The sequence below is a fragment of the Rhizobacter sp. genome (assembly GCA_019635355.1).
Taxonomy (GTDB): domain Bacteria; phylum Pseudomonadota; class Gammaproteobacteria; order Burkholderiales; family Burkholderiaceae_C; genus Rhizobacter.
This window is the reverse complement of record JAHBZQ010000001.1, coordinates 923,614-949,405: the sequence shown is the minus strand read 5'-3', so window position 1 is coordinate 949,405 and position 25,792 is coordinate 923,614. Positions and strand designations below refer to the sequence as shown.

Annotated in this window: 18 protein-coding genes; 15 read left to right on the top strand and 3 right to left on the bottom strand. The window is 69.4% G+C overall.

Going from position 1 to position 25,792, the window contains the following annotated elements:
- Positions 1 to 26: 26 nt before the first annotated feature.
- A complete protein-coding gene (locus KF892_04220) occupies positions 27 to 938 on the top strand; it encodes an alpha/beta hydrolase (GenBank protein ID MBX3624199.1) in 912 nt (303 codons plus the stop codon).
- A complete protein-coding gene (locus KF892_04215; GenBank protein ID MBX3624198.1) occupies positions 935 to 1,798 on the top strand; it encodes a YbgC/FadM family acyl-CoA thioesterase in 864 nt (287 codons plus the stop codon). Before KF892_04220 ends, KF892_04215 begins: the two co-directional genes overlap by 4 nt.
- Here the strand turns inward: KF892_04215 and KF892_04210 are convergent, their stop codons facing one another.
- Genes KF892_04210 through KF892_04200 form a run of 3 tightly spaced genes read right to left on the bottom strand, consistent with a single transcriptional unit; the run spans position 1,799 to position 4,012 of the window.
- Positions 1,799 to 2,755: an NRDE family protein gene (locus tag KF892_04210; GenBank protein MBX3624197.1), complete on the bottom strand. Its 957-nt coding sequence runs from the start codon at positions 2,753 to 2,755 to the stop codon at positions 1,799 to 1,801.
- Entirely contained in the window at positions 2,746 to 3,033 is a 288-nt protein-coding gene (locus KF892_04205; GenBank protein MBX3624196.1) for a DUF4936 family protein, read from the bottom strand. The genes KF892_04210 and KF892_04205 overlap by 10 nt, the downstream gene beginning before the upstream one ends.
- Before the next feature lie 58 nt (positions 3,034 to 3,091).
- Entirely contained in the window at positions 3,092 to 4,012 is a 921-nt protein-coding gene (locus KF892_04200; protein MBX3624195.1) for a folate-binding protein YgfZ, read from the bottom strand.
- 75 nt (positions 4,013 to 4,087) lie between these two features.
- Here KF892_04200 and mltG point away from each other — a divergent pair, with 75 nt between their 5' ends.
- From mltG to KF892_04135, 13 genes are all read left to right on the top strand, one after another.
- Positions 4,088 to 5,092, top strand: a complete 1,005-nt coding sequence (mltG, locus tag KF892_04195) for an endolytic transglycosylase MltG (GenBank protein ID MBX3624194.1) — start codon at positions 4,088 to 4,090, stop codon at positions 5,090 to 5,092.
- The gene (locus KF892_04190) at positions 5,089 to 5,700 is read left to right on the top strand and encodes a dTMP kinase (GenBank protein ID MBX3624193.1); all 612 of its coding nucleotides are present in this window, start codon (positions 5,089 to 5,091) and stop codon (positions 5,698 to 5,700) included. Before mltG ends, KF892_04190 begins: the two co-directional genes overlap by 4 nt.
- Positions 5,694 to 6,734 carry a DNA polymerase III subunit delta' gene (locus KF892_04185; protein ID MBX3624192.1) on the top strand — a complete coding sequence of 347 codons (1,041 nt, stop codon included), beginning with the start codon at positions 5,694 to 5,696 and terminating at the stop codon, positions 6,732 to 6,734. Before KF892_04190 ends, KF892_04185 begins: the two co-directional genes overlap by 7 nt.
- Complete coding sequence (locus KF892_04180; protein MBX3624191.1) at positions 6,731 to 7,129, top strand: PilZ domain-containing protein; 399 nt, start codon at positions 6,731 to 6,733, stop codon at positions 7,127 to 7,129. Before KF892_04185 ends, KF892_04180 begins: the two co-directional genes overlap by 4 nt.
- 28 nt (positions 7,130 to 7,157) lie before the next feature.
- Positions 7,158 to 7,958 (top strand): TatD family hydrolase, encoded by an 801-nt coding sequence (locus tag KF892_04175; protein MBX3624190.1) that lies wholly within the window; start codon positions 7,158 to 7,160, stop codon positions 7,956 to 7,958.
- 210 nt (positions 7,959 to 8,168) lie between these two features.
- A complete protein-coding gene (locus KF892_04170) occupies positions 8,169 to 8,372 on the top strand; it encodes a hypothetical protein (protein MBX3624189.1) in 204 nt (67 codons plus the stop codon).
- Positions 8,373 to 8,637: 265 nt separating this feature from the next.
- Positions 8,638 to 10,551, top strand: coding sequence for a 1,4-alpha-glucan branching protein GlgB (gene glgB, locus KF892_04165; GenBank protein ID MBX3624188.1), 1,914 nt, complete (start codon positions 8,638 to 8,640; stop codon positions 10,549 to 10,551).
- Complete coding sequence (locus KF892_04160) at positions 10,529 to 12,559, top strand: alpha-1,4-glucan--maltose-1-phosphate maltosyltransferase (protein ID MBX3624187.1); 2,031 nt, start codon at positions 10,529 to 10,531, stop codon at positions 12,557 to 12,559. The genes glgB and KF892_04160 overlap by 23 nt, the downstream gene beginning before the upstream one ends.
- The gene (gene treS, locus KF892_04155; protein MBX3624186.1) at positions 12,556 to 15,924 is read left to right on the top strand and encodes a maltose alpha-D-glucosyltransferase; all 3,369 of its coding nucleotides are present in this window, start codon (positions 12,556 to 12,558) and stop codon (positions 15,922 to 15,924) included. Before KF892_04160 ends, treS begins: the two co-directional genes overlap by 4 nt.
- A gap of 20 nt (positions 15,925 to 15,944) precedes the next feature.
- Positions 15,945 to 16,637: a hypothetical protein gene (locus KF892_04150; GenBank protein ID MBX3624185.1), complete on the top strand. Its 693-nt coding sequence runs from the start codon at positions 15,945 to 15,947 to the stop codon at positions 16,635 to 16,637.
- A gap of 15 nt (positions 16,638 to 16,652) precedes the next feature.
- Positions 16,653 to 18,794: a glycogen debranching protein GlgX gene (glgX, locus tag KF892_04145; protein MBX3624184.1), complete on the top strand. Its 2,142-nt coding sequence runs from the start codon at positions 16,653 to 16,655 to the stop codon at positions 18,792 to 18,794.
- Positions 18,791 to 20,617: a malto-oligosyltrehalose trehalohydrolase gene (treZ, locus tag KF892_04140; protein ID MBX3624183.1), complete on the top strand. Its 1,827-nt coding sequence runs from the start codon at positions 18,791 to 18,793 to the stop codon at positions 20,615 to 20,617. The genes glgX and treZ overlap by 4 nt, the downstream gene beginning before the upstream one ends.
- Positions 20,610 to 25,691 carry a malto-oligosyltrehalose synthase gene (locus KF892_04135; protein ID MBX3624182.1) on the top strand — a complete coding sequence of 1,694 codons (5,082 nt, stop codon included), beginning with the start codon at positions 20,610 to 20,612 and terminating at the stop codon, positions 25,689 to 25,691. Before treZ ends, KF892_04135 begins: the two co-directional genes overlap by 8 nt.
- The last annotated feature ends 101 nt before the right edge of the window (positions 25,692 to 25,792 follow it).

Sequence of the window (25,792 nt, the reverse complement as noted above, 5' to 3'; positions counted from 1 at the left end):
TGAGTCGCCATCTTCTGACCCCCACCATGCGCGGCCTGCTCGAGCGCATCCACCGTGCCGGCGTGCCGCCTCTGTATTCGCTGCCGGTGCGCGACGCGCGCAAGGCCTACACGCTTCGCTCGGAAGTGCTGGACCTTCCCCGCGCGCCGCTCGCGCGTGTCGAAGACATCACCATCCCCGCGGCCGACGGCACGCCGCTCGATGCGCGCCTGTATGCACCCTCGACCGAGGTGCTGCCGGTGATGCTCTACACGCACGGCGGCGGCTTCACCATCGGCAACCTCGAAACGCATGACAGCCTCTGCCGCCAGTTCGCGTTGCGCAGTGGCGTGGCCGTGGTGGCGCTGCACTACCGGCTGGCGCCCGAGCACCGCTTCCCCGTCGCGGTGGAAGACAGCTGGTCGGCGATGACCTGGCTGGCGCGGCACGGCGCAAGCCTCGGGCTCGACGGCACCCGGCTCGCGGTGGGTGGCGACAGCGCCGGTGGCACGCTCGCCGCTGTCTCGGCCCTGCATGCGCGCGACATCGGCCTGCCGCTCGCGCTGCAACTGCTCATCACGCCCGGCACCACGGCGCATCAAGACACCGCCTCGCACGAGCAGTTCGAAAGCGGCTTCCTGCTCGAAGGCGAAGGGATCGACTGGTTCTTCAACCACTACATTGACCGCGCCCACCGAGACGACTGGCGCTTCGCGCCGCTCAACGCCGACGATGCGGAAGGCGTGGCGCCGGCCTGCTTCATCCTCGCCGAGTGCGACCCGCTGGTCGACGAAGGCATCGCCTACGCCGACAAGCTGCGTGCAGCCGGCGTGCCGGTCGACCTCGAGCTCTATCGCGGCGTGACGCACGACTTCATCAAAATGGGGCGCGCGCTGCCCGAGGCCATCGCTGCCCTCGACGCCGCTGCCCACGCCCTCACGAAAGCCCTGACACCATGAAAAGAAACGAATTCCGCTTCGCCGAACGCCTGCGCGTGCGCTGGGTCGAGGTCGACATGCAGAAGATCGTCTTCAACGGCCACTACCTCATGTACTTCGACACGGCGGTCAGCAGCTACTGGCGTGCCCTCGCGATGCCCTACACCGAGACCATGGACTATCTGGGTGGCGACCTCTTCGTGCGCAAGTCGACCCTCGAGTACATGGGCTCGGCGCGCTACGACGACGTGCTCGACGTCGGCGTGCGCTGCGCGCGCATCGGCAATTCATCGCTGATCTTCCAGTGCGCCATCTTCCGCAACGACCAGGCGCTCGTGACGGGGGAACTCGTCTACGTGTTCGCCGACCCGGCCACGCAGACCTCCAAGCCCGTGCCGCAGGAGCTGCGCGAAGTGCTGCAAGGCTTCGAAGCCGGCAAGGCGATGGTCGACGTGCGCGTGGGCGGCTGGAGCGAGCTGGGCAAGGACGCGCGCCACATCCGCACCACCGTGTTCATCGAAGAGCAGGGCATCCCGAAAGACATGGAGTGGGACGAGGCCGACCCCGACCCGGGCTGTGTGCACGCCGTGGCCTACAACCGCTTCGGCCAGCCGCTCGCCACGGGGCGCTTGCTGGAGCATGTGCCGGGCGTCGCCAAGATCGGCCGCATGGCCGTGTCACAGACGATGCGCGGCAGCGGCGTGGGCCAGTCGGTGCTGGAAGCGCTGATGAAGGCCGCGCGCGAACAGGGCTACCGCGAGGCGGTGCTGCACGCGCAGATGTCTGCCGCGGCCTTCTACACGCGTGCCGGGTTCGTCACGCGGGGTGCGATGTTCGAAGAGGTCGGCATCCCGCACATCGAGATGGTGCGGACCCTCTGATCAGACGCTTGGGGCTGGCTGCCGGCGCCGCCGCGAGCCTTCCGGCTTCAGCAGGCTGCGCACACGCGTCTTGCGGGCCGGCTCGGCCGGCGTCTCTTCGCTTTCGGTCACCACGCCTTGCGCCGCGGGCACCTCCGAGGCCTCTTCGGTGTAGCGCGGCGGCCAATCCTTGAGCGACGAGCGGCGCAGGAGCGCCATGCCGCCGGTCGGGCTGTAGCTGCGCTCCAGCACGTGCGTGACGAGGCGCTTGTTGACGCGCTCGGTGATGACGAGGGTGGTGCTGCGGGTGCCGTAGGCCCCATCGGGTGTGCGGATGAAGGCCGGCGACAGCGCTTTCTCCAGCTCGTGCGGCACGCCGGTCATGGGCAGCTGCTCATCGGGCGCGGGGGTGCGGTCGTTCATCGCGTCGAACAACTCCACGGCGAGCATGTCGAGCGACTCGGCGCCGTCGACGGACTCGCGCACGCGCTCCTTGAGATTCGTGACCTTGGGCCAGGGCGTGTCGAGCGAGGCGTTCGACAAGCCGTAGAGCCCGCGCTCGAGGCGCATCGGGTTCGAGTCCTGGCTTGAGGCGAAGAAACACTCGCCGCGGCGGAAATCGGCCGCGACGAGGTTGAAGCCGTTGTAGCCCGAGAGCGCCGTGTGCATCCAGAAGCGGTCGGCCGTCAGGTCGCCGTTGAGCCAGCGCGTGACGATGCTCCCGCGCGACGGCGCATTCGGGTCGCGGTTGGCGGGGTCGCGCACATTGGTGATGAGGGCGAGCCGGCCTTTGGCGGTGAGGCCGAGCCAGGTGCCACCGGCTTCGAGGTCGCGGCCGCCGAGGATGTCGGGCTGGCCGGCGCCGGGCGACCACCACGCCAGGCGTGCGGCCGGGCGCTGGAAGAACTCATCGCGGTTGGCCGCGATCACGAGCGGGAAGCGCCGAGACTGGTCGAGCGCGATGGCGACTAGGCACATGCGTCGAACTCCTCGGTGTGGCGCGGGCCTTCGATCCAGGGCGCGAGGGCCTGGGCGGCCGTGTCGATCGCGCTCTTCAGCGTGTCGCTGATGCCGTCGGGGGAGGAGTAGGTTTCCATCCAGGTGTGCAGTCCATCTGCCGCTTGTGGGCGGCGCAGCAGCCGGGCTTGCAAACCGGGGTGGCGTGCGCGCAACTCGGTCTGCATGCGCGACACCTGGGCGTGCAAGACGCTGGCGTTCTCTTGTGTCGCTCGATAGTAGATGAACAACTCGCGCACGATCCGCCTCCGCCGAGCAGCGCCGTGAACTGTTGCCGCGCTGGCGCGCGGCGTTGTGTCAGGCCGTTTCGGCCGACGGCAACAAGTACGGCAATTCCTCACGAATCAGGGCCGGCCCGTCGGCTGCACCCGCGTGCACCGTGCCGCCTTCCAGCGCCGCCAGCTTCAGCTCGACCAGCGCCAGCCGAGATGCGGCGTTCACCACCAGGCCGGCCGGCTGCGACGGGTCGGCGTCGTGGAAGACCTCCTGCCCGGCCTTCAGGTCGGCCGGGCCGCTGAAGAGGAAGCTGCGCCGCTTGATCGTGCCGCGGTACTGGCTGCGTGCCACCACCTCCTGGCCGGGGTAGCAGCCTTTCTTGAAGTCGACGCCGCCGAGCACTTCGTAATTGAGCATCTGCGGCACGAACTGGTCGACGGTGGCGGCTTCGATGCGCGCCACGCCGCTCTTCACCTCACCCAGGCGCCATGCGGCGTCATCGAGGGCGGGCAGGGCAGGCGCCGGCACGTCGAGCGGTGCGGCCCACAGGTAGCGCCGGGTGCCGTCCACATCGGGCAGACGCACGACGTCAGCGCCGCCGTGCACGCTCTTGCCCCACACCTGCGCGGGCGCCGCTTCGCCGAGAAAGGCGTCGGCCGACGGGCCGGCGAGGCCGAGCAGGCGCCATTCGCCCGAGGCATCGCTCAGCTTGCACTTGGACCGCAGCACGAACATCGACAGGCGCTTCTGCGTGGCGGCCAGCAGGTCGGCGCTGCAGGCGAGCAGGATGTCGTCGGCGCTGCGCTTCCAGCCGATGAAGCTCGCGAGCAGGCGGCCCTTGGCGGAGCAATAGCCGGCCAGGCGTGCCTCGGTGGTGCCGAGCTGGGAGAAATCGTTGGTGAGCTGGCCGTGCAGGAAGCTCGCGGCGTCGTCGCCGTGTGCGCGGATCAGGCCCCAGTGCGGCAGTGGCGCCGCACCGTCCAGTGCGAGGGAGGTCGTCATGCGGCGATTATCATCAGCCGCCATGATCCTCATGCTTGTAGGTGTGATGCGCCACAGTGGCCAGGCAGGCGGCCTGTGAAGTTCCTGAAGCGTCTCTTCTGGTCGCTGGTGTTCGTGGTGCTGCTCGTGGCGGGGGCCGTGGCGGGCGCTGCCTTCTGGTGGCTCGACCAGCCCCTCGCGCTCACCAGCCCGTCGATCGAAGTCTCCATCGAGCCCAAGACCTCGCCCCGCGATGCCGCCCAGGCCTGGGTGCAGGCGGGCGTGCAGACCGACGCGCGGCTGCTGTACGAATGGTTTCGCTGGTCGGGCCAGGCCCGCAAGATCCGCGCGGGCAGCTACCAGGTCGGCACCGGCATCACGCCGCGCACGCTGCTCGACAAGATGGTCAGGGGCGACGAGGTCATGGCCACCGTGCGCCTGATCGAAGGCTGGACCTTCCGCCAGTTCCGTGCCGAGCTGGCCAAGGCCCCCGACCTCAAGCAGACCACCGCCGCGCTGAGCGAAGCCGATCTGATGGCCGCCATCGGTGCACCCGGCATGCGCGCCGAGGGCCGCTTCTACCCCGACACCTACGCGTTCAGCAAAGGCGCGAGCGACCTTGCCGTGCTCAAGCGCGCCCACCGCGCCATGCAACGCCAGCTCGACGCCGCCTGGGCCGAGCGCAGCGCCGACACCCCGCTCAAGAGCCCCGACGACCTGCTCAAGCTCGCGTCCATCGTCGAGAAGGAAACCGGCGCAGCGAAAGATCGAGGGCTCGTGGCCGCCGTCTTCATCAACCGCCTGCGTATCGGCATGCCGCTGCAGACCGACCCGACGGTGATCTACGGCCTCGGCGAGCGTTTCGACGGCAACCTGCGCAAGGTCGACCTGCTGACCGACGGCCCCTACAACACCTACACCCGCGGTGGCCTGCCACCCACACCGATCTCGATGCCTGGGCGCGCCTCGCTGCTCGCCACCGTGCGGCCCGACAAGACCAAGGCCCTGTACTTCGTGGCCAAGGGCGACGGCTCCAGCCACTTCAGCGAGTCGCTCACCGAGCACAATCGCGCCGTCAACCAATACCAGCTCAAGCGATGACACGGCGTTTCATCACCTTCGAAGGCATCGACGGCGCCGGCAAGTCCACCCACATCGAGGCGCTCGCCGAGCGCCTGCGCCAACGTGGCGGCGAAGTCGTGATGACGCGCGAGCCCGGCGGCACGGCACTCGCCGAGAAGCTGCGCGAGCTGGTGCTGCATGCGCCGATGGACGCGCTCACCGAAGCGCTGCTCGTCTTCGCCGCGCGGCGTGACCACCTCCAGCAGGTGATCGCCCCCGCGCTCGCCCGCGGCGCCACCGTGTTGTGCGACCGTTTCACCGACGCCACCTTCGCCTACCAGGGCGCCGGCCGCGGCTTCGACACCGCCGTGCTCGGCACGCTCGAAAGCTGGGTGCAGCAAGGCCTGCAACCCGACCTCACGATCTGGTTCGACCTGCCGGCCGCGATGGCCGCCGAGCGCCGCGCGGCGGCGCGTTCGCCGGATCGTTTCGAGCAGCTCGACGAAAGCTTTTTCAACCGGGTGCGCGCCGGCTATGACGCCCGCTGCCAGCAATCACCGCAGCGCTTCGCCCGCATCGACGCCTCGCTGCCGCGCGAGCAGGTGTGGGCGCAGGTCGTCGGCCACCTGGAGCAACGCGGGTGGTAGGCGCCGACGGCCAACTGCCGCTGCCCTGGCTCGGCAAGCCCTTGCAGGACGCGCTGCGCACCCAGCGCGGCCATGCGCTGCTGGTGCACGGGGCGCAGGGCACCGGGCAGTTCGAGCTGTCGCTGTGCCTGGCGCAAGCCTGGTTGTGCGAAGGCGAGGGCGCTGCTGAAAAGCCCTGCGGCACCTGCGCCAGCTGCCACCTCGTGCAGGCGCATTCGCACCCCGACCTGCTGGTGCTGGTGCCCGAGGCCTTGCGCGAGTCGCTCGGCTGGGGCGGGGGAGACGAGGGCGACGATGAAAAATCGTCGAAAGCCAAGCCCAGCAAGGAGATCAAGGTCGAGGCGGTGCGCGCCGCGGTGAGCTTCGCGCAGAGCACCTCGGCGCGTGGCAAAGGCAAGGTGGTGGTGGTCCACCCGGCCGAGCGCATGAACGCGATCTCGGCCAACACGCTGCTCAAGACGCTCGAAGAGCCGCCCGGCGTCGCTCGCTTCGTGCTGAGCTGCGGCGCGCCCGATGCGCTGCTACCCACCATCCGCAGCCGCAGCCAGGCGGTCGCGCTGGGCCTGCCGCCGGCCGACGTCGCCAGCGCCTGGCTGGCCCAGCACAAGGTGGCGCAGCCCGAGGTGATGCTCGCGGCGGCCGGGGGTCAGCCGCTCGAAGCGTTGGCCTGGGTGCAGGAGGGCATCGACGCGGTGAGCTGGACGCGATTCCCCAAGCAGGTGGCCGGTGGCGAAGCCGCGCCCGTGGCCGGCTGGCCGCTGCCGCTCCTGGTCGAGGCGCTGCAGAAGCTTTGCCACGACGCCATGTGCCTGGCCAGCGGCGCGCCGCCGCGCTACTTCCCGACCGCCGCGCTGCCCACCGGCGCGGCCTTGCCGGCGCTCGTGGCCTGGTCGAAAACGCTGCGCGATGCGCAGCGCCATGCCGAGCATCCGTGGAATATGCCCGTGATGACGGAGTCGCTCGTGCTGCTGGCCGCGCAGGCGCTGAAGTCCCCCTTGGCGGCGAAACCTCCTTCGGTACACTCGGCCCGATGAGCGAAGCGCCTTCAGCCCCCGTTCGAACCGCCGGCAATGCCCCCGTTGGCGCTGGTGCGCGCCCCAGCGTCATCCAGCTGGTGTTCCGCGAGAAGGGTGCGCTCTACGCCGCCTACATCCCGCTCTTCACCGACGGTGGCCTCTTCGTGCCCACCACGCGCGAGTACAAGCTCGGCGAAGACATCTACCTCCTGCTCTCGCTGCCCGACGACCCGCAGCGCTACCCGGTGGCCGGCAAGGTCGCCTGGATCACGCCGGTCAACGCCTCCGGTGGCCGCACGCAGGGCGTGGGCGTGCGTTTCCCGTCCGACGACAAGACCCGGGTGCTGAAGATCAAGATCGAGGAAATCCTCGGCACCTCGATCCAGTCGGCCAAGCCCACGCAGACCATTTGACGTTCCGCAGCTGGCCGACAATGGCCAGATGTACGTCGATTCCCACTGCCACCTGAGTTTCCCCGAGCTCAAGGAAAAGCTCCCCGAGATCCGCGCCGCCATGGCCGCCGCACAGGTCGACCGCGCCCTGTGCATCTGCACCACGCTCGAAGAATTCGACGATGTGCACGCGCTCGCGATGGCCTACGACAACTTCTGGGCCACCGCCGGCGTGCACCCCGACACCGAAGGCCTGCGCGAGCCTTCGCTCGACGACCTGCTGGCCCTTGCGGCCAAACCGCGTGTCATCGGCATCGGCGAAACCGGCCTCGACTACTACCGTTTGAACGGCCGCTCGGTGGCCGACATGGAATGGCAACGCGAACGCTTCCGCATCCACATCCGCGCGTCGAAGCAGACCGGCCTGCCGCTCGTCATCCACACGCGCAGCGCGTCCGACGACACCATCGCCATCCTGAAGGAGGAGGGCGGACACCACGGCGTCTTCCACTGCTTCACCGAAACGATGGACGTGGCCCGGGCCGCGCTCGACCTCGGCTTCTACGTCTCGTTCTCCGGCATCCTCACCTTCAAGAACGCGGCCGACCTGCGCGAGGTCGCGCGCTTCGTGCCCATCGAGCGCTGCCTGATCGAGACCGACAGCCCCTATCTCGCCCCGGTGCCGCACCGTGGCAAGACCAACAACCCGTCGTTCGTGCCCTTCGTGGCCAAGCTCATCGGCGAGCTCAAGGGGCTCACCCCCGAGGCGGTGGGCGAGCACACGAGCCGCAACTTCGAGCGGCTCTTCCTGCCCTCCGACTTGTCAGCGAACGTCACGCCGCACCCGTGAAATACGCACGACGGCCTTCGTGTGTCGTCGTGCTGCAAGCCCTTGTCGACACAGCGTTTTCGCGTGTTTGAGCGGCGAGATGCGACCCGGCCGCACTGACAGCCTTGTCAGGGAAATTCCGACCCGCGGTCTGGTGGCGACCTGACTTTCTGCACTCACCCCTTGAGGCCTACATTGGCTCCACTGTCATCGCATTACCTGGAGCACAACATGGCGACCCCCGAAATCCTGTCGAACCCGTTTGCCCTGATGATGAATCCCGCCGAAGTGCTGGAAGCCGTGGCCCGTTCCACCCGTCTCGATCACCTGCAGCGCCGCATCTGCCGCCCGCTCGACAAGCCGGTGATCGCCAAGAAGGAGTTCGCGATGGACGACTACGACGTCGCCATCGACAACGAACTCGAGACCGACTGATCCCGAATCCAGTTTGAGCTGCTGCGGGTCCTGGCCCGCAGCGCCCCCGGCGCCGCCAGCAGTACCGCGGCGCCGGACCTTCCTCCCCCCGGCCTGCCGCCGCAGGCACAGGCCTTGCCCATGAAGACTCTCGACGTGAGGGCTTCATGCACCACAGGCAAGGCGCGACACCCAATCCCCATCGTTCAACGGTAAGGCATGCCGTCAAAGCTGCCTGGGCCACGCACGTCTTTGCCTGCTCACGCGCCGGCCGGAGCACGCCGTGATGGCCGCCGCTCCGCTGGGCGACCACGACGTCTACCTGTTCCGGGAAGGCACCCACGCCCGCCTGTACGACAAGCTCGGCGGCCGGCTCGACGGCGACGGCGCGCGCTTCGCCGTCTGGGCGCCGAATGCGGCCGAGGTGTCCGTCATCGGCGACTGGAACGGCTGGGACCGCCGCCTCGACGCGCTCCACCCGCGCCCTGACGGCAGCGGCATCTGGGAAGGCCGCGTGCCGGCCGCCCGCCACGGCCAGGCCTACAAGTTCCACATCGTCTCGCGCCACGGCGGCTACCGTGTCGACAAGGCCGACCCGTATGCGCTCGTGGCCGAGCTGCCGCCCGCCACCGCCTCGCGCCTGTGGTCGCTCGAGCACGACTGGCAAGACGCCGAGTGGATGGCCCGCCGCGCCGCCAAGAACGGCCTCGGCGCCCCGATCAGCATCTACGAGCTGCACTTGGGCTCGTGGCGCCGGCCCGAGCCCACGGCACCGACGCCGTTCTACAACTACCGCGAACTCGCGCACCTCGTGGCCGACCACGTGTGCGAACTCGGCTTCACCCACGTGGAGCTGATGCCGCTCACCGAGCACCCGTTCTACGGCTCCTGGGGCTACCAGACGACCGGCTACTTCGCGCCCACCGCGCGTTACGGCACGCCGCAGGATTTCATGTACTTCGTGGACCACCTGCACCAGCGCGGCATCGGGGTGATCCTCGACTGGGTGCCCTCGCACTTCCCAACCGACGAGCACGGCCTGCAGTATTTCGACGGCACGCACCTCTACGAGCACGCCGACCCGCGCCAGGGCTTCCACCCCGAGTGGAACTCCAGCATCTTCAACTACGGCCGCAACGAGGTGAGGAGCTTCCTGCTCTCGTCGGCGATGTTCTGGCTCGACCAGTACCACCTCGACGGCCTGCGCGTCGACGCGGTCGCCTCGATGCTCTACCTCGACTACGCCCGCAAGGCCGGCGAATGGGTGCCCAATGACAACGGCGGGCGCGAGAACCTCGAGGCCATCACCTTCCTGCGCACGCTCAACGAAGCGGTGTACCGCGAGCACCCCGACACCGTGAGCATCGCCGAAGAGTCCACCGCCTGGCCGCAGGTCTCGCGGCCCACCTCGGCGGGTGGCCTGGGCTTCGGCATGAAATGGAACATGGGCTGGATGCACGACACGCTGGCCTACTACAAGCTCGACCCGATCCACCGCAAGTACCACCACGGCCAGCTCACCTTCTCGCTGGTCTACGCCTTCCACGAGAACTTCGTGCTGCCGCTCTCGCACGACGAGGTGGTCTATGGCAAAGGCTCGCTCATCCACAAGATGCCGGGCGACACCTGGCAGCAGTTCGCCAACCTGCGCGCGCTCTACGGCTACATGTGGACGCACCCCGGCAAGAAGCTGCTCTTCATGGGCGGCGAGTTCGGCCAGCGCCGCGAGTGGACGCACGAAGGCCAGCTCGACTGGTCTGCGATCGAACAGCCCCAGCACGCCGGCCTGATGCGCTACGTGCGCGACCTCAACCGCCTGCTGCGCGAGCACCCCGCGCTGTACGAGGTCGACTTCGCGCACGAGGGTTTCGAGTGGGCGGTGTCGGATGACTCGAGCGCCAGCGTGCTGGCCTTCGTGCGCAAGCCCAAGGGGCGCGGCGCCACGCTGCTGGTCGTGTGCAACCTGACGCCGCTGCCGCGCGAGCGCTACCGCATCGGCGTGCCGCTGCCTGGGCATTGGCGCGAGGTGCTCAACAGCGACGCTGCCGACTACGGCGGCTCCGGCTGGGGCAACCTCGGCGGCGTCGACGCGCAGACCATCCCCTGGCATGGCCGGCCCTGTTCGCTGAGCCTGACGCTGCCGCCCCTGTCCACCATCGTCTTGCAGCAGGAGCCCCATGCCCCGCGCGAAGCTGACTGAGGCGCCGGAAGGCATGCCGCATGACGGCCGCCTGCGTGCGGTCATCGACGCGGTGCTGCCCTGCATCGACCGTGGGCGCTTCGCCGCGAAGTGCATCGCCGGCCAGCCCTTCCACGTGACGGTGCACGCCTTCACCGACGGCCACGACGTGCTGCGCGTGATGCTGCTGTGGCAGCAGGAAGGCCATGCGGTGCAGGAAGTGGAGATGACGCTCAAGTGGAACGACGAGTGGCATGCGAGCTTCACGCCCTCGGTGCCCGGCCGCTACAACTACGAAGCGGTGGCCTGGGTCGACCACTTCCGCTCGTGGCGCACCGAGCTGGCGCGGCGTGTGGACGCCGACGACATCCGCATTGCCGCGCTCGTGGGTGCCGAGCTGGTCGACCAGGCGGCGGCCCGCGCGAAAGGCGACGACCGGGACGCGCTGCTGCGCTTCTCGACGGCGCTCAAGCAGCCGGCGAACGAGCCACACGAGGTTGAGGCGCTGAAAGCCCTGGCACTCGACCCGCAGCAAGCCGCGCTCGTCGACCGTTACCCCGACCGGTCGCTCGCCGTGTCGTCGGGCACGGTGCTGCCGCTCGTGGCCGACCGCGAGCGTGCGGGCTTCAGCGCCTGGTACGAGCTCTTCCCGCGCTCCGCGTCGGCAGAGCCCGGCGTGCACGGCCGCTTCAGCGATGTGGAGAAGCAGCTCCCGCGCATCGCCGAGATGGGCTTCGACGTCGTTTACTTCCCGCCCATCCACCCCATCGGCCGCGAGAAGCGTAAGGGCAAGAACAACGCGCTCACCACCGAGCCCGGCGACGTGGGAAGCCCCTGGGCCATCGGCGCGGCCGAGGGCGGGCACAAGAGCATCCTGCCGGCGCTCGGCACGCCGGAAGACTTCCGCCGCCTCGTCAAGCGCGCCAACGAGCTCAAGCTCGAGATCGCGCTCGACATCGCCCTGCAGTGCGCCCCCGACCACCCTTACGTGCAGCAGCACCCGCAGTGGTTCCGCTGGCGGCCCGACGGCACGGTGCAGTACGCCGAGAACCCGCCCAAGAAGTACCAGGACATCTATCCCTTCAACTTCGAGACCGAGGACTGGCAGACACTCTGGCTCGAGTTGAAGAGCATCTTCGACCACTGGATCGCCGAGGGCGTGCGCATCTTCCGCGTCGACAACCCGCACACCAAGTCGTTCGCGTTCTGGGAGTGGTGCATCGGCGAGATCCGCAAGCAGCACCCCGACGTGCTCTTCCTCGCCGAAGCCTTCACCCGGCCCAAGGTGATGCACCGCCTGGCCAAGCTCGGCTACAACCAGTCGTACACCTACTTCACCTGGCGCAACACCGCCGAGGAACTCACCGAGTACTTCACCGAGCTGAGCCAGGGCCCGGGCCGGCATTACTTCCGCCCCAACGCCTGGCCCAACACGCCCGACATCCTCTCCGAGCACTTGCACGGCCAGGGCCGCCCGGCGTTTGCGATGCGGCTCGTGCTGGCCGCCACCTTGAGCGCCAACTACGGCGTCTACGGCCCCGCCTATGAGCTGATGGAGAACACGCCGCGCAGCGCCGGCAGCGAGGAGTACTTGCACTCCGAGAAGTACCAGCTGCGCCACTGGGACCTGAACCGGGCCGACAGCCTAGCGCCGCTGATGACACGCCTCAACGCCATCCGCCGCGAGAACCGCGCGCTGCAGAGCAACGCTGGCCTGGAGTTCTTCACCACCGACAACGAACAGCTCCTCGCCTACGCCAAGCGCACCCACGACGGCGAGAACTTGATCCTCTGCGTCGTCAACCTCGACGTGCGCTACCCGCAGTCGGGCTGGGTCGAGCTCGACACCACCTGGCTTGGCCTCGCGCAGCCCACCGACGCCTACGAACTCGACGACCTGCTCAACCAGCAGGCCTTCATCTGGCGCGGCCCGCGCAACTTCGTGATCCTTGAACCCGGCCAGGCCCACGTGATGCGCCTGCGCCGTGGCGTGCGCAACGAGCGTGATTCGGAGTCGTTCCAACGATGAACGCGCCGCACATTCCCCACCTCAAGGCTGCCGAGCACGGCCCGACCACACCGGTGACCAACGCCGCGCTCTGGTATCAAGACGCCGTCATCTACCAGCTCAACGTCAAGGCCTTCGTCGATTCGAACGGCGACGGCGTGGGCGACTTCCAGGGCGTGACCTCGCGGCTCGACTACGTGAAGGACCTGGGCGTCAACACCCTCTGGCTGATGCCGTTCTACCCGTCTCCGTTGAAGGACGACGGCTACGACATCGCCGACTACCTGAACGTGCACCCGCAATACGGCACGCTCGACGACTTCAGGCAGATGCTCGACGAGGCGCACAAGCGCGACCTGAAGGTCATCACCGAGCTCGTCATCAACCACACGAGCGACCAGCACCCGTGGTTCCAGGCCGCCCGCAAGGCGCCGCCGGGCTCACCCGAGCGCGACTTCTACGTCTGGAGCGACACCGACGACAAGTACCGCGGCACGCGCATCATCTTCACCGACACCGAGACGTCCAACTGGACCTGGGACCCGGTCGCCAAGGCCTACTTCTGGCACCGCTTCTTCAGCCACCAGCCCGACCTCAACTTCGACAACCCGCGCGTGCTCGAAGCCATCTTCAAGGTGATGCGCTTCTGGCTCGACATGGGGGTCGACGGCTTCCGCCTCGATGCCATTCCGTACCTCATCGAACGCGAAGGCACTAACAACGAGAACCTGCCCGAGACGCACGCGATCATCAAGCAGCTGCGCGCGGCCATCGACGCCAACTACCCGAATCGCTTCCTGCTGGCCGAGGCCAACCAGTGGCCCGAAGACGTGCGCGAGTATTTCGGCGAGGGTGACGAGTGCCACATGGCCTATCACTTCCCGCTGATGCCGCGCATGTACATGGCCATCGCGCAGGAGGATCGTTACCCGCTCACCGAGATCATGGCGCAGACGCCCGAGATCCCTCAGAGCTGCCAGTGGGCCATCTTCCTGCGCAACCACGACGAGCTCACGCTCGAGATGGTGACGAGCAAGGAGCGCGACTACATGTACGGCACCTATGCGGCCGACCCACGCGCGCGCATCAACCTCGGCATCAGGAGGCGCCTCGCGCCGTTGATGGACAACGACATCGACCGCATCAAGCTGATGAACAGCCTCTTGCTCTCGATGCGCGGCTCGCCCATCGTCTACTACGGCGACGAGATCGGCATGGGCGACAACATCTTCATCGGCGACCGCAACGGCGTGCGCACCCCGATGCAGTGGAGCCCCGACCGCAACGCCGGCTTCTCGCGCGCCGACCCGCAGCGCCTCTACCTGCCGCCGATCATGGATGCGATCTACGGCTACGAGGCGGTCAACGTCGAGTCGCAGCTGCGCGACCCGTCGTCGCTCCTGCACTGGATGCGCCGCATGCTCGCCGTGCGCGGCACGAGCCGCGCCTTCGGCCGCGGCGAGCTGCTCTTCTTGAAGCCCGGCAACCGCAAGGTGCTCGCGTACCTGCGCACCTTCGAAGATGAAGTCATCCTCTGCGTCGCCAACCTCTCGCGCTCGGCCCAGCCGGCCGAGCTGGACCTGTCGGCCTTCAAGGGCCGCGTGCCGGTCGAGCTGCTGGGCCGCACGGCCTTCCCGCCGATCGGCGAGCTGCCCTACATGCTCACGCTGCCCAAGCACGGCTTCTACTGGTTCCAGCTGAGCACCGATGCGGTCGAGCCGAGCTGGCACCAGCCCATGCTGCCGGCCGAAGACCGGCCAGTGCTGGTGCTCTTCGACGGCTGGAACAGCATCTTCCGCGACCAGGTCGTGCCGTGGCGCATCGGTCTCGCGGTGAAGACCCGCGCGCAGTTCGAGACCGACACGCTGCCGCGCCACATCGAGCAGCAGCGCTGGTATGCGGCCAAGGGCACGGCCCTGCAACGCGCGCGGCTCGTCGACCACGCCGTGTGGGGCGACGAGGAGCGCGACTCGATGGGCCGCTCCGACGGCTGGCTGCTGCCCCTGCTCGAACTCGACGGCCCCGCCGAGACCTCGACCTATTTCGTGCCGCTGTCGCTGGCCTGGGAAGACGCCAACCAGGACGGCGACGAAGAGCGCTACCGTGCCCTCGGCACCGCCGCCATCGCCCGCATCCGCCAGCAGGCCGCGGTGGGCGTGATGGGCGACGCCTTCGCCGACGAGCGCTTCTGCCGCGCCGTGGTCGCGGCGATGGGCCAGCGTCGCGAGCTGCGCACGGCCAACGGCACGCTGCGCTTCCTGCCGACCACCGCCTACACCGAACTCGCCGGTGCCGACTTCTACAAGCTCCCTGTCGGCCGCCCGCAGGCCGCGAGCAGCAACACCATCGTCACCTTTGGCGAGCGGCTCTTCCTCAAGGGCTATCGCCGTGTGCGGCCGGGCGTGAACCCCGAGTTCGAGGTCGGGCGTTTCCTCACCGAGGTGGCCAACTTCCCGCACTGCGTGCCGGTCGTGGGCGTGGTCGAGTACCGCGGCACCGACGGTGGCCTGATGACGCTCGGCCTGCTTCAGGCTTATGTGTCGAACCAGGGCGATGGCTGGGGCTACACGCTGGCCTACCTGCAGCGAGCGCTCGACCTCCAGCGCGCGAATGACAGCACGCCTGCACCCGAAGAGACACACGGCGCCTACCTGGCCTTGGCCGAAACGCTCGGCCGCCGCACTGGCGAGCTGCACATCGCCTTCACCACGCCGAGCGACGACCCGGCCTTCAAGCCCGAGCCGCTCGCCGTCAGCGACGTGGCCGCCTGGCGCGAGAAGACGCTGGCCGAAGCGCGGCAGACGTTTGCAATGTTGGAGCACGCTCTGCCGCAACTGGAAGGCGCCACGCTCAACGACGCGCACGCCGTGCTCGCTGCCCAGCGCGGCCTGCTGGAGCACATCTCGCAGACCGCTGCACCCGTCGGCCGGGCGCTCAAGACGCGCATCCACGGCGACTACCACCTCGGCCAGGTGCTGCTGGTGCGCAACGACTTCGTGGTCATCGACTTCGAAGGCGAGCCCGGCCGCAGCTTCGACGAGCGCCGAGCCCGCCAGTCGCCGCTGCGCGACGTGGCCGGCATGCTGCGCTCGTTCAGCTACGCCCGTGCCGGCGGGCTGCGCAGCATCACCGCCTCGGCCGACGAGATGGCGCAGCTCGTGCCGTTCGCGGCGCAGTGGGAGAAGGCCGCACGCAACGCCTTCATGCAGGGCTACACCACGGCAGTGCAGGGCGGGGCGCTGTACGAATCCTTCGAATCGCAGCGCAGCCTGCTTGCGCTCTTCGAGCTGGAGAAGGCGCTCTACGAGCTGCGCTACGAACTCAACAACCGGCCTGACTGGGTGGGCATCCCGCTCGCGGGAATCCTGGGCCTCGTGCCCCGCTAGGGCCGGACGGAGAAACGACCATGGACCGAGTCGACGTGATGCTGGAGCCCGTGCGGGCCTTTCTCGTGCAGGTGGGAGCCTTCCTGCCCAGCCTGGCGGTGGCCATCGTGGTGCTGCTGGTGGGCTTCCTGCTGGCGAAAGCCGCGCGCTTCGCGGTGCAGCGCGGCCTGCGCGCCATCAACTTCCACATCGTCACCGAGCGCTCGGGGCTCGATGGCTTCCTGCAGCGCGGCGGCACGCAGGCCGACACCGCCGCGGTGCTGGCTGCGCTCGTCTACTGGCTCGTGATCTTCGCGGCGCTCGTGATCGCCTTCAACGGCATGGGCCTCGCGCACGTGACCGATCTCCTGAGCAAGGTCATGCTCTTCCTGCCCAAGGTGATCGTGGCGGTGCTGATCGTGGCCTTCGGGGCCTACTTCGCGCGCTTCGTCTCCAACGCCGTCGTCACCTACTGCCGCGGCGTGGGCATCCGCGATGCGCAGGCGCTGGGCGTGCTCGCGCGCTACGCCATCCTCGTCTTCGTCGTGATGATCGCCTTCGATCAGCTCGACATCGGCGGCCACGTCATTTCGTTCGCCTTCCTCATCGTGCTCGGCGGCCTGGTGCTCGCACTGGCGCTGGCCTTCGGGCTGGGCGGGCAGCGATGGGCCGCCGCCCACCTCGAACGCTGGTGGCCGGCCCCGAAGGCCGACGACCTCGACGACCTTCCCTGAGGAGAACCCGACCCCATGGCCCGAGACATGCCCATCACCACCATCTGGCCGGGCCGGCCGTATCCGCGCGGCGCCACATGGGACGGCGAGGGCGTCAACTTCGCTCTTTTCTCCCAGCACGCCGAGAAGGTCGAGCTGGTCTTCTTCGACGAACGTGGCCGCCGCGAGCGCCAGCGTGTCACGCTGAAGGAACGCACCGACAACGTCTGGCACTGCTACCTGCCGCAGGCGCGCCCCGGCATGGCCTACGGCTACGTGGTGCACGGCCCCTACAAGCCCGAAGAGGGGCACCGCTTCAACCCGCACAAGCTGGTGGCCGACCCCTACGCGCATGACTTCGTGGGCAAGCTGCGCTGGAGCGATGCGCTCTACGGCTACACGGTGGGCCACCGGCGCGCCGACCTGTCGTTCGACCGCCGCGAGAGCGCGGCCTACATGCCCAAGTGCCGCATCGTCGACCCGGCCTTCACCTGGGACGGCGACCGCCACCCCCAGGTGCCGTGGAGCGACACGGTGATCTACGAAACGCACGTGCGCGGCTTCACCATGCGCCACCCCGGCGTGCCCGAGCCGCTGCGCGGCACCTACGCGGGGCTTGCGAGCGAAGCCTCCATCGACCACCTGCGCCGCCTGGGCGTGACCGCGGTGGAGCTGCTGCCCATCCATTCGTACCTCAACGACCGGCACCTCGACGAGAAGGGCATGCAGAACTACTGGGGCTACAACAGCTTCGGCTTCTTCGCCCCCGAGCCGCGTTATGCCTTTGGCGACCCGGTGCGCGAGTTCAAGAGCATGGTCAAGTCGCTGCACAGCGCGGGCATCGAGGTGATCCTCGACGTGGTCTACAACCACACCTGCGAGGGCAACCACCTGGGCCCCACGGTGAGCCTGCGCGGCATCGACAACGCCGTCTACTACGTGCCCGCCGAAGACCCGCGCTACTGCGGCGACTTCACTGGCTGCGGCAACTCGCTCAACGTGCAGCACCCGCGCGTGCTGCAACTCGTGATGGACTCGCTGCGGTACTGGGTGGAAGAGATGCACGTCGACGGCTTCCGCTTCGACCTGGCCACCACGCTCGCGCGCGAGAACGGGCAAGTCGCGCACCGAGGCGCCTTCCTGGCCGCCGTGCGGCAAGACCCGGTGCTCTCGCGCGTGAAGCTCATCGCCGAACCTTGGGACCTGGGCGAAGACGGCTACCAGGTCGGCCGCTTCCCGCCCGGCTGGGCCGAGTGGAACGACAAGTACCGCGATGGCATGCGCAGCTACTGGAAGGGCGACGGCGGCGTGATCGGCGAGTTCGCCAAGCGCCTCACCGGCTCGTCCGACCTGTATGGCTACGCGCGCCGCCGCCCCACGGCCAGCATCAACTTCATCGCCGCGCACGACGGCTTCACGCTCAACGACGTCGTCTCGTACAACGACAAGCACAACGAGGCCAACGGCGAAGACAACCGCGACGGCCACAACCACAACCTGTCGTGGAACTGCGGCGTCGAAGGCCCCACCGACGACGCTGACGTGCTGGCCTTGCGCGAGCGCCAGAAGCGCAACCTGCTGGCCACGCTCTTCCTCTCGCAAGGCGTGCCCATGCTGCTGGCCGGCGACGAGATCGGCCGCACGCAAGGCGGCAACAACAACGCCTACGCCCAAGACAACGAGATGAACTGGCTCGACTGGGAGATGACGCCCGAGCGCGAGGCGTTGCTCGTCTTCACCCGCAAGCTCGCTGCGCTGCGACGCGACCACCCCACCTTCCGCCGCCGCGACTTCTTCGGCGGCCACCCGGTGGCCGAGGGCCTGAAAGACCTCCTCTGGCTGCGCCCGGACGGCGAAGAGATGACCGAAGCCGAGTGGGCCACCGACTTCGCGCGCTGCCTGGGCATGTACCTCCCCGGCATCGCGCTTACCGGCGACGACCGCCGCGGCCAGCCGCTCTTCGACGACGACTTCCTGCTGCTCTTCAACGCGCACCACGAAGACATGGATTTCCGCATCCCGCCCATCGGCAGCGCGCCGTGGCAGGTGGCGATCGACACCTCGGCCGCCTCGGGCACGCCCGAGGCCGCGGCGCTCGCGCCCGGCGAGACCTACACGATGAAATGCCGCGCCATGGCCGTCTTCACCCGGCCCGCGCACGGGCGGGAGGCCTCATGAGCCAGCACCGCATGCCCTTCGGCGCCACCCTGCGCGACGACGGCCGCACCGATTTCCGCCTCTGGGCACCGGCCGCGCACGCGGTGGCGCTCGTGCTGGGCGACGACCGGCGCGTGCCGATGCAAGCCGGCCCGCAGGGCTGGCACGAAGCCCTCGGCGTCGACGCGCCCCCCGGCACCCGCTACCGCTACGACGTGGGCAACGGCCTGCTCGTGCCCGACCCGGCCTCGCGACACAACCCTGAAGACGTGCACGGGCCGAGCGTCGTGGTCGACCCACGCGTCTACCGCTGGCGCGACGCCGGCTGGCGCGGCCGGCCGTGGCACGAGGCGGTGGTCTACGAACTGCACGTGGGCAGCTTCACCCATGAAGGCACCTTCAAGGCGGCGGCGGTGAAGCTGCCCGAGCTGGCGCAGCTCGGCATCACCGCCATCGAGCTGATGCCGGTGGCCGACTTCCCGGGCCAGCGCGGCTGGGGCTACGACGGCGTGTTGCCGTTCGCCCCCGACGCCAGCTACGGCACGCCCGACGCGCTCAAGGCCTTCGTCGACGCGGCGCACAGCCTCGGCCTCATGGTGCTGCTCGACGTCGTCTACAACCACTTCGGCCCTGAGGGCAACTACCTGCACGCCTACTGCCCGACCTTCTTCAACGAGGCGAAGCACACGCCCTGGGGCGCCGCGATCAACTTCGATGGCCCGGGCAGCGAGACGGTGCGCGACTTCTTCCGCCACAACGCGCTGTACTGGGTGGAGGAGTTCCACTTCGACGGCCTGCGGCTCGACGCGGTGCACGCCATCCACGACAGCTCGCCGCTGCACATCGCCAGCGACATCGGCCAGGCGCTGCGCAGCGTCGCAGGCACTGAGGGCGTGAGCCGCCAAGTGCACCTGGTGCTGGAGAACGACACCAACCAGGCCAGCATGCTGCAGCGCGCCGACGACGGGCAACCGCTCTACGCCACCGCGCAGTGGAACGATGACCTGCACCACGCCGCCCACGTGCTCTTGACCGGCGAGACCGACAGCTACTACGGCGATTACGCCGACGGCCCCATCGGTCGCTTCGCCCGCGCACTGGCGCAGGGATTCGTCTACCAGGGTCAGCCCTCTGCGCACCGAGGCCACGTGCCGCATGGCGAGCCGAGCGGCCACCTGCCGCCAAGCGCCTTCGTCTCCTTCGTGCAGAACCACGACCAGATCGGCAACCGTGCGCTGGGCGAGCGGCTGTCGAACCTCGCGCAGCCCGACCGGCTCGATGCCGTCTACGCCTGCCTGCTGCTCTCGCCCCACGTGCCCATGCTCTTCATGGGCGAGGAGTTCGCCGCCTCCACGCCGTTCCTCTACTTCTGCGACTTCGGCCCCGAGCTGGCGCAGGCGGTGTCGGACGGGCGGCGCAACGAGTTCGCGCGCTTCGCCGCGTTTGCCGACCCGTCGGCCCGCGCACGCATTCCCGACCCCAACGACGAGATGACCTTCCGCATGTCCAAGCTGCGCTGGGCCGAGCGCGAGCAGGGCGCGCACGGCGCGCGCCTCGCGCTCGTGCACCAGCTGCTCACTCTGCGGCGCGAGCTGCTCATGCCCCGCATCGACCCTCGCCTGGGCGACGGCCGCTATCGCTTCGACGGCGGGCTGCTGCACGTCGATTGGCCGCTGGCCGACAACGCGCGCTGGCACCTCGTGGCCAACCTGACCGACACCGAACTCGAAGGCGTCGCGCCACCCGAAGGGCGTGTGGTGCACCGCCAGCACGTCGACGACGGCAGGCGCTGGAAGCCCGGCTCGGTGCTCGTGCTGCTGCAGACCGAGGTGGACCATGGATGAACACCGCCAGGCCGTGGCGCGCCTGTGCGCGGTGCACGGCGTGCTCACCGACTACCACGACGTGTGGGGCCAAAGGCACCAGGCCTCGACCGAGGCGCTGGTGAAGCTGCTGGCCGAGCTGGGCGTCGACGCGAGCAGCGCCGACGCCGCCGCGGTGGCCGAGCGCGAGGCGCGGGCTGCGCGTGAGCGCGAGGTGGTGCCGCCGCTCGTGGCGCTCACCGCGGGCCACGGCGACTGGTCGGTGCCGGTGCGTCTGCCCAAGCCCCTGTCGTCGCTGCGCTGGACCTTGATCGAAGAGGGCGGCCAGGAGCACGCGGGTGAGATGCGGGTCGACGGCGATTCGCGCGACGTCCACCTGCGCATCACACGGCCGATGCCCATGGGCTACCACCACCTGCGACTGGATGACCTGGGCGAAGTGGTGCAGCTCGTCGCCGCGTCCGCCCACTGCTACCAGCCCCCTGCGCTCGCTGACTCCGCCCACGCGGGTGCCGGCAGCCGCACCTGGGGCCCGGCGGTTCAGCTCTACGCATTGCGCTCCGAGCGCAACTGGGGCATCGGCGATTTCGGCGACCTCGCCACCGTCATCGAGCAGTGGAGTCGGCACGGCGCCGGCATCGTCGGCGTCAACCCGCTGCACGCGATGTTCAGCCACAACCCGCGGCACACCAGCCCCTACAGCCCGTCGTCGCGGCTGCAGCTCAACACGCTCTACCTCGACGTGGAGGCGCTGCCCGACCTGCAGGAGTGCGAGCCGGCGCGGCGGTGGGTGAACTCGCCGGAGGTGCAGGCGCGAAGGGCCGCGCTCCGCGCCACGACCACCGTTGACTACGAAGGCGTGGCCAGTCTCAAGACCGAGCTGCTGCGCCAGCTCTACCGCAGCTTCCGCTGCCGGCATCTCGCCACCGGCAGCAGCCGTGCCGCCGAGTTTCGCCGCTTCCAGGCGGCGCGCTCGCCGGATCTGCGGTTGCATGCGAGCTTCGAGGCGCTGCAGGCGCACTTCCATGCGCAAGACAGTCTGGTGTGGGGCTGGCCGGTGTGGCCCGAGCCGTACCGTCAGCCGGGCTCGCCCGAGGTGCAGCGTTTTATCGCCGAGCATGAAGACGAGGTCGAGTTCCACGAATACCTGCAATGGCAGGCCGACCTGCAGCTCGCGCGCCTGTCGCGCCGCTGCCGCGAGCGCGGCATGGCGGTGGGGCTGTACCTCGACCTCGCGGTGTCGGTCGATCGCGCCGGCTCCGACACCTGGGGCCACCAGTCGGCGTATGCGGGCGGAGCCACGGTGGGCGCGCCGCCCGACGAGGTCAACCCCAACGGCCAGGGCTGGGGCCTGCCGCCGCTGCGGCCCGATGGCCTCAAGCGTGACGTGGGCCTCTTCGTCGCCACGCTGCGCGCGGCCATGCGGCACGCCGGCGCGGTGCGCATCGACCACGTGATGGGGCTGATGCGGCTGTACTGGATCCCGCCGGGCGCCACGGCGCGCGACGGCAGCTACGTGCTCTACCCGCTGCAGGCGCTGCTGGCCATCGTGGCGCTCGAGAGCGAGCGCAACCGCTGCATGGTGATCGGCGAAGACCTCGGCACCGTGGCCGACGAGATGCGCTCGGCCATGCAGCAGCGCGAGCTGCTGTCGTACCGGCTGCTGTATTTCGAGCGCGAGCACGGCGGCGGCTTCAAGGCCCCCGAGGCCTACCCGCGCCAGTCGCTCGTGGCGGTGAGCACGCATGACCTGCCCACGCTCGCCGGCTGGTGGCGCGGGCACGACCTCGACGTGCGGCAATCGCTCAAGCTCTTCCCCACGCCGCAGATGCACGACCGCCAGCGCGAGGAGCGTGCCCACGACCGGCTGCGCCTGCTCAACACCTTGCAGCAGCGCGGCCTGCTGCCGCCCGAAGGCCACATCGATGCGAGCGGCACGCAGCCCATCGCGCCCGCCGTCTCGGAGGCGGTGCATGCCTACGTGGCCAGCACCCCGGCCCAGCTGATGATGGTGCAGCTGGAAGACGCGCTCGGCGTGCCCGACCAGGCCAACCTGCCGGGCACCGTCGACGAGCACCCGAACTGGCGCCGCAAGCTGCCGCTCGGGCTGGAGGCGATGGCGCACAACCCGCGTGTCTCGGCGCTGTGCGCGCGGCTCGCGTCGATCCGACCGTCGCCGGCGCGCACGGTGGCGGCGCGGCCGCAGGGCAGGGCGGTGGCGGTGATCCCGCGCGCCACCTACCGGCTGCAGCTGCACAAGGATTTCAGCTTCGACGATGCCGTGGCCGTGCTGCCCTACCTGCAGCGCCTGGGCGTGAGCCACCTCTACTGCTCGCCGATCTGGCGCGCGCGGCCTGGCAGCCTGCACGGCTATGACGTGGTGGCGCACGACGAGATCAACCCCGAACTCGGCGGGCGCGACGGCTTCGAGCGTTTCGCCAACGCGGCCCGCGAGCTGGGGCTGGGCCTGATCCTCGACATGGTGCCCAACCACATGGGCGTGCTCGCGGCCGAAAACCCGTGGTGGACCGACGTGCTCGAGAACGGCCAGGCCTCCGCCTACGCCCGCCACTTCGACATCGACTGGCACCCGGTGAACGCCGACCTCGAAGGCAAGGTCCTGCTGCCCGTGCTCGGCGAGCACTACGGCGACGTGCTGGCCAGTGGCCAGCTCAAGCTCGCCTTCGAGCCCGACCGCGGGCGCCTGCTGCTGCGCTACTTCGACCATTGCTTCCCGCTCGCCCTGCGCAGCTACGAGCTGCTGCTCACGCATGCCGCCCAGCGCCTGGGCGACGGGCATGCACGCGGGCAGGTCGAGGGCCTGGCCGAATCGTTCGCGGCGCTGCCGGCGCGCACGAGCTTCGACCCGGCCGTAGCCCGCACGCGCGAGGAGCTGAAATCGCGCTTCGCCGAGCTGGCACAAGGCCACGCCGAGGTGGCCGCGGCCGTCGACGCGGCACTCGCCGCCATCAACGCCGAGGCGAGCCGCGACACGCTGCACGCCTTGCACGAAGGCCAGCACTACCGCCTGGCCTACTGGCGCGTGGCGGCCGACGAGATCAACTACCGCCGCTTCTTCGACATCAACGACCTCGCCGCGCTGCGCATGGAAGAGCCGGCCGTCTTCGAGGCCACGCACTCGATGGCGCTCGACCTCGCGGCGCAAGGCGTGGTCGACGGCCTGCGCATCGACCACCCCGACGGGCTGCACGACCCGGCCCGCTACTTCGCGCAGCTGCAGCAGGGCTACGCCGAACGCGCCGGCCTCGCGCTGCCCGCGCCGGCCCAGGGAGAGCGGCCCGCCCGGCCGCTCTACGTGGTGGCCGAGAAGATCGCCGCGCCGCATGAAGACGTGCCGGAAGAGTGGGCCATCCACGGCACCACCGGCTACCGCTTCGCGATGGTGGCGGGCGGCGTGCTGGTCGACGGCAACGCCGCCGAGCGCTTCGACCGCATCTGGCAGCGCTTCAGCGGCGAGTGCGAGCCTTTTGCCGAGCTGGTGTACCGCGGCAAGCGCAGCGTGGCGCGCATCGCGCTGGCCTCCGAGCTGACGGTGCTCGCCACCGCGCTCATGCGCATCGCCCGCGCCGACCGCCGCACCCGCGACTACACCTTCAACGCGCTGCGCGACGCGCTCGCCGAGGTGGCGGCGTGCATGCCGGTCTACCGCACCTACATCCTCGGCCACGCCTCGGCGCAAGACATCCGCTTCCTCGACTGGGCCATCGCCCACGCCCGCAAGCGCAGCGAGGCGCCCGACCGTTCGGTGTTCGATTTCGTGGGCCGCGTGCTGCGCGGCCAGGGGCCCGACGGCGCGGCGCTGCCGCCCGAGCATGCGGCGTGGCAGTTCGCCGCGCGCTTCCAGCAGTTCTGTGCGCCGGTGGCGGCCAAGGGCGTGGAAGACACCGCCTTCTACCAATACCACCGGCTGGTGTCGCAAAACGAGGTGGGTGGCGACCCCGGCCCCTTCGGCATGACGGTGCGTGCCTTCCATGGCGCAAGCAGCGACCGCGCGGCGCGCTGGCCGCACACCATCCTCGCCACCTCGACGCACGACAACAAGCGCTCGGAAGACGTGCGCAACCGGCTCAACGTGCTCTCGGAGATGCCGGCCGCCTGGCGGCTCGGCCTGGCGCGCTGGCGGCGGCTCGCGCGCCAATACAAGACCGAGCTCAACGGCGAGCCCGCGCCCTCGGCCGCCGATGAATACCTGCTGTACCAGACCGTGCTCGGCACGCTGCCCGCCGAAGGGCTGGCCGAGGCCACGCTCGCCGACTACCGCGAGCGCATCGTGCAGTACATGCTCAAGGCCGCGCGCGAGGCCAAGCGCCACACCAGCTGGACCTGCCCCGACGAGGCCTACGAGAACGCGCTCACCGCCTTCGTGCGCAGCGTGCTGGCGCGTGTCTCGCCCAACCCGCTGCTCGGCGACCTGCAGGCGAGTGCCTCCGCACTGGCGTGGTTCGGTGCGCTCAACAGCCTGTCGCTCGTGCTGATGAAGTTCACCTCGCCCGGCGTGCCCGACGTCTACCAGGGCAACGAGCTGCTCGACCTGAGCCTGGTGGACCCCGACAACCGCCGCCCGGTCGACTTCGGCTTACGCGATCGTCACCTCGCCGGGCTCGAAGCCCTGCACACCACACCCGACGCCCCCGAGCAACTGCGCCAGCTGGCCGCGCAGCCCTTCGACGGCCGCGCCAAGCTGTGGCTGACCTGGCGATTGCTGCAGCTGCGTGCCGAGCAGGCGACGCTCTTTCGCGACGGGCGCTACGTGCCGCTCGCGGTGACGGGCGCCCGGCAGGAGCACCTCGTGGCCTACGCACGCGAGCAGGGCCACGAGGTGCTGGTGGTGCTGGCCGCGCGGCTCTTCGCGCGCCTGCAGCCCGAGCCCGGCGCGTTGCCGCTCGGCGAAGCGGTGTGGGGCGACACGGCGGTCGACCTGTCGCCGGTGGTGTCGCCGGTGGTGGAGCCGGGCGTGCCGCTGAAGGCCACCGACGCGCTCACCGGCCGCCCGTTCGACCTCTCGGCCCGGTCGCTGCTCGCCGCCGACGCGTTCGCCAGCTTCCCGGCCGTCGCGCTGCGTTTCACGAAGTGACATGGGCAGCGAGCGGGCGGCAATCGTTGCGGCAAAACAGAGCGGCGGGAACGCCAAATGCCCGTTCATGAATGCCCCTCGTCGTGCCTGAAGGAGACCCC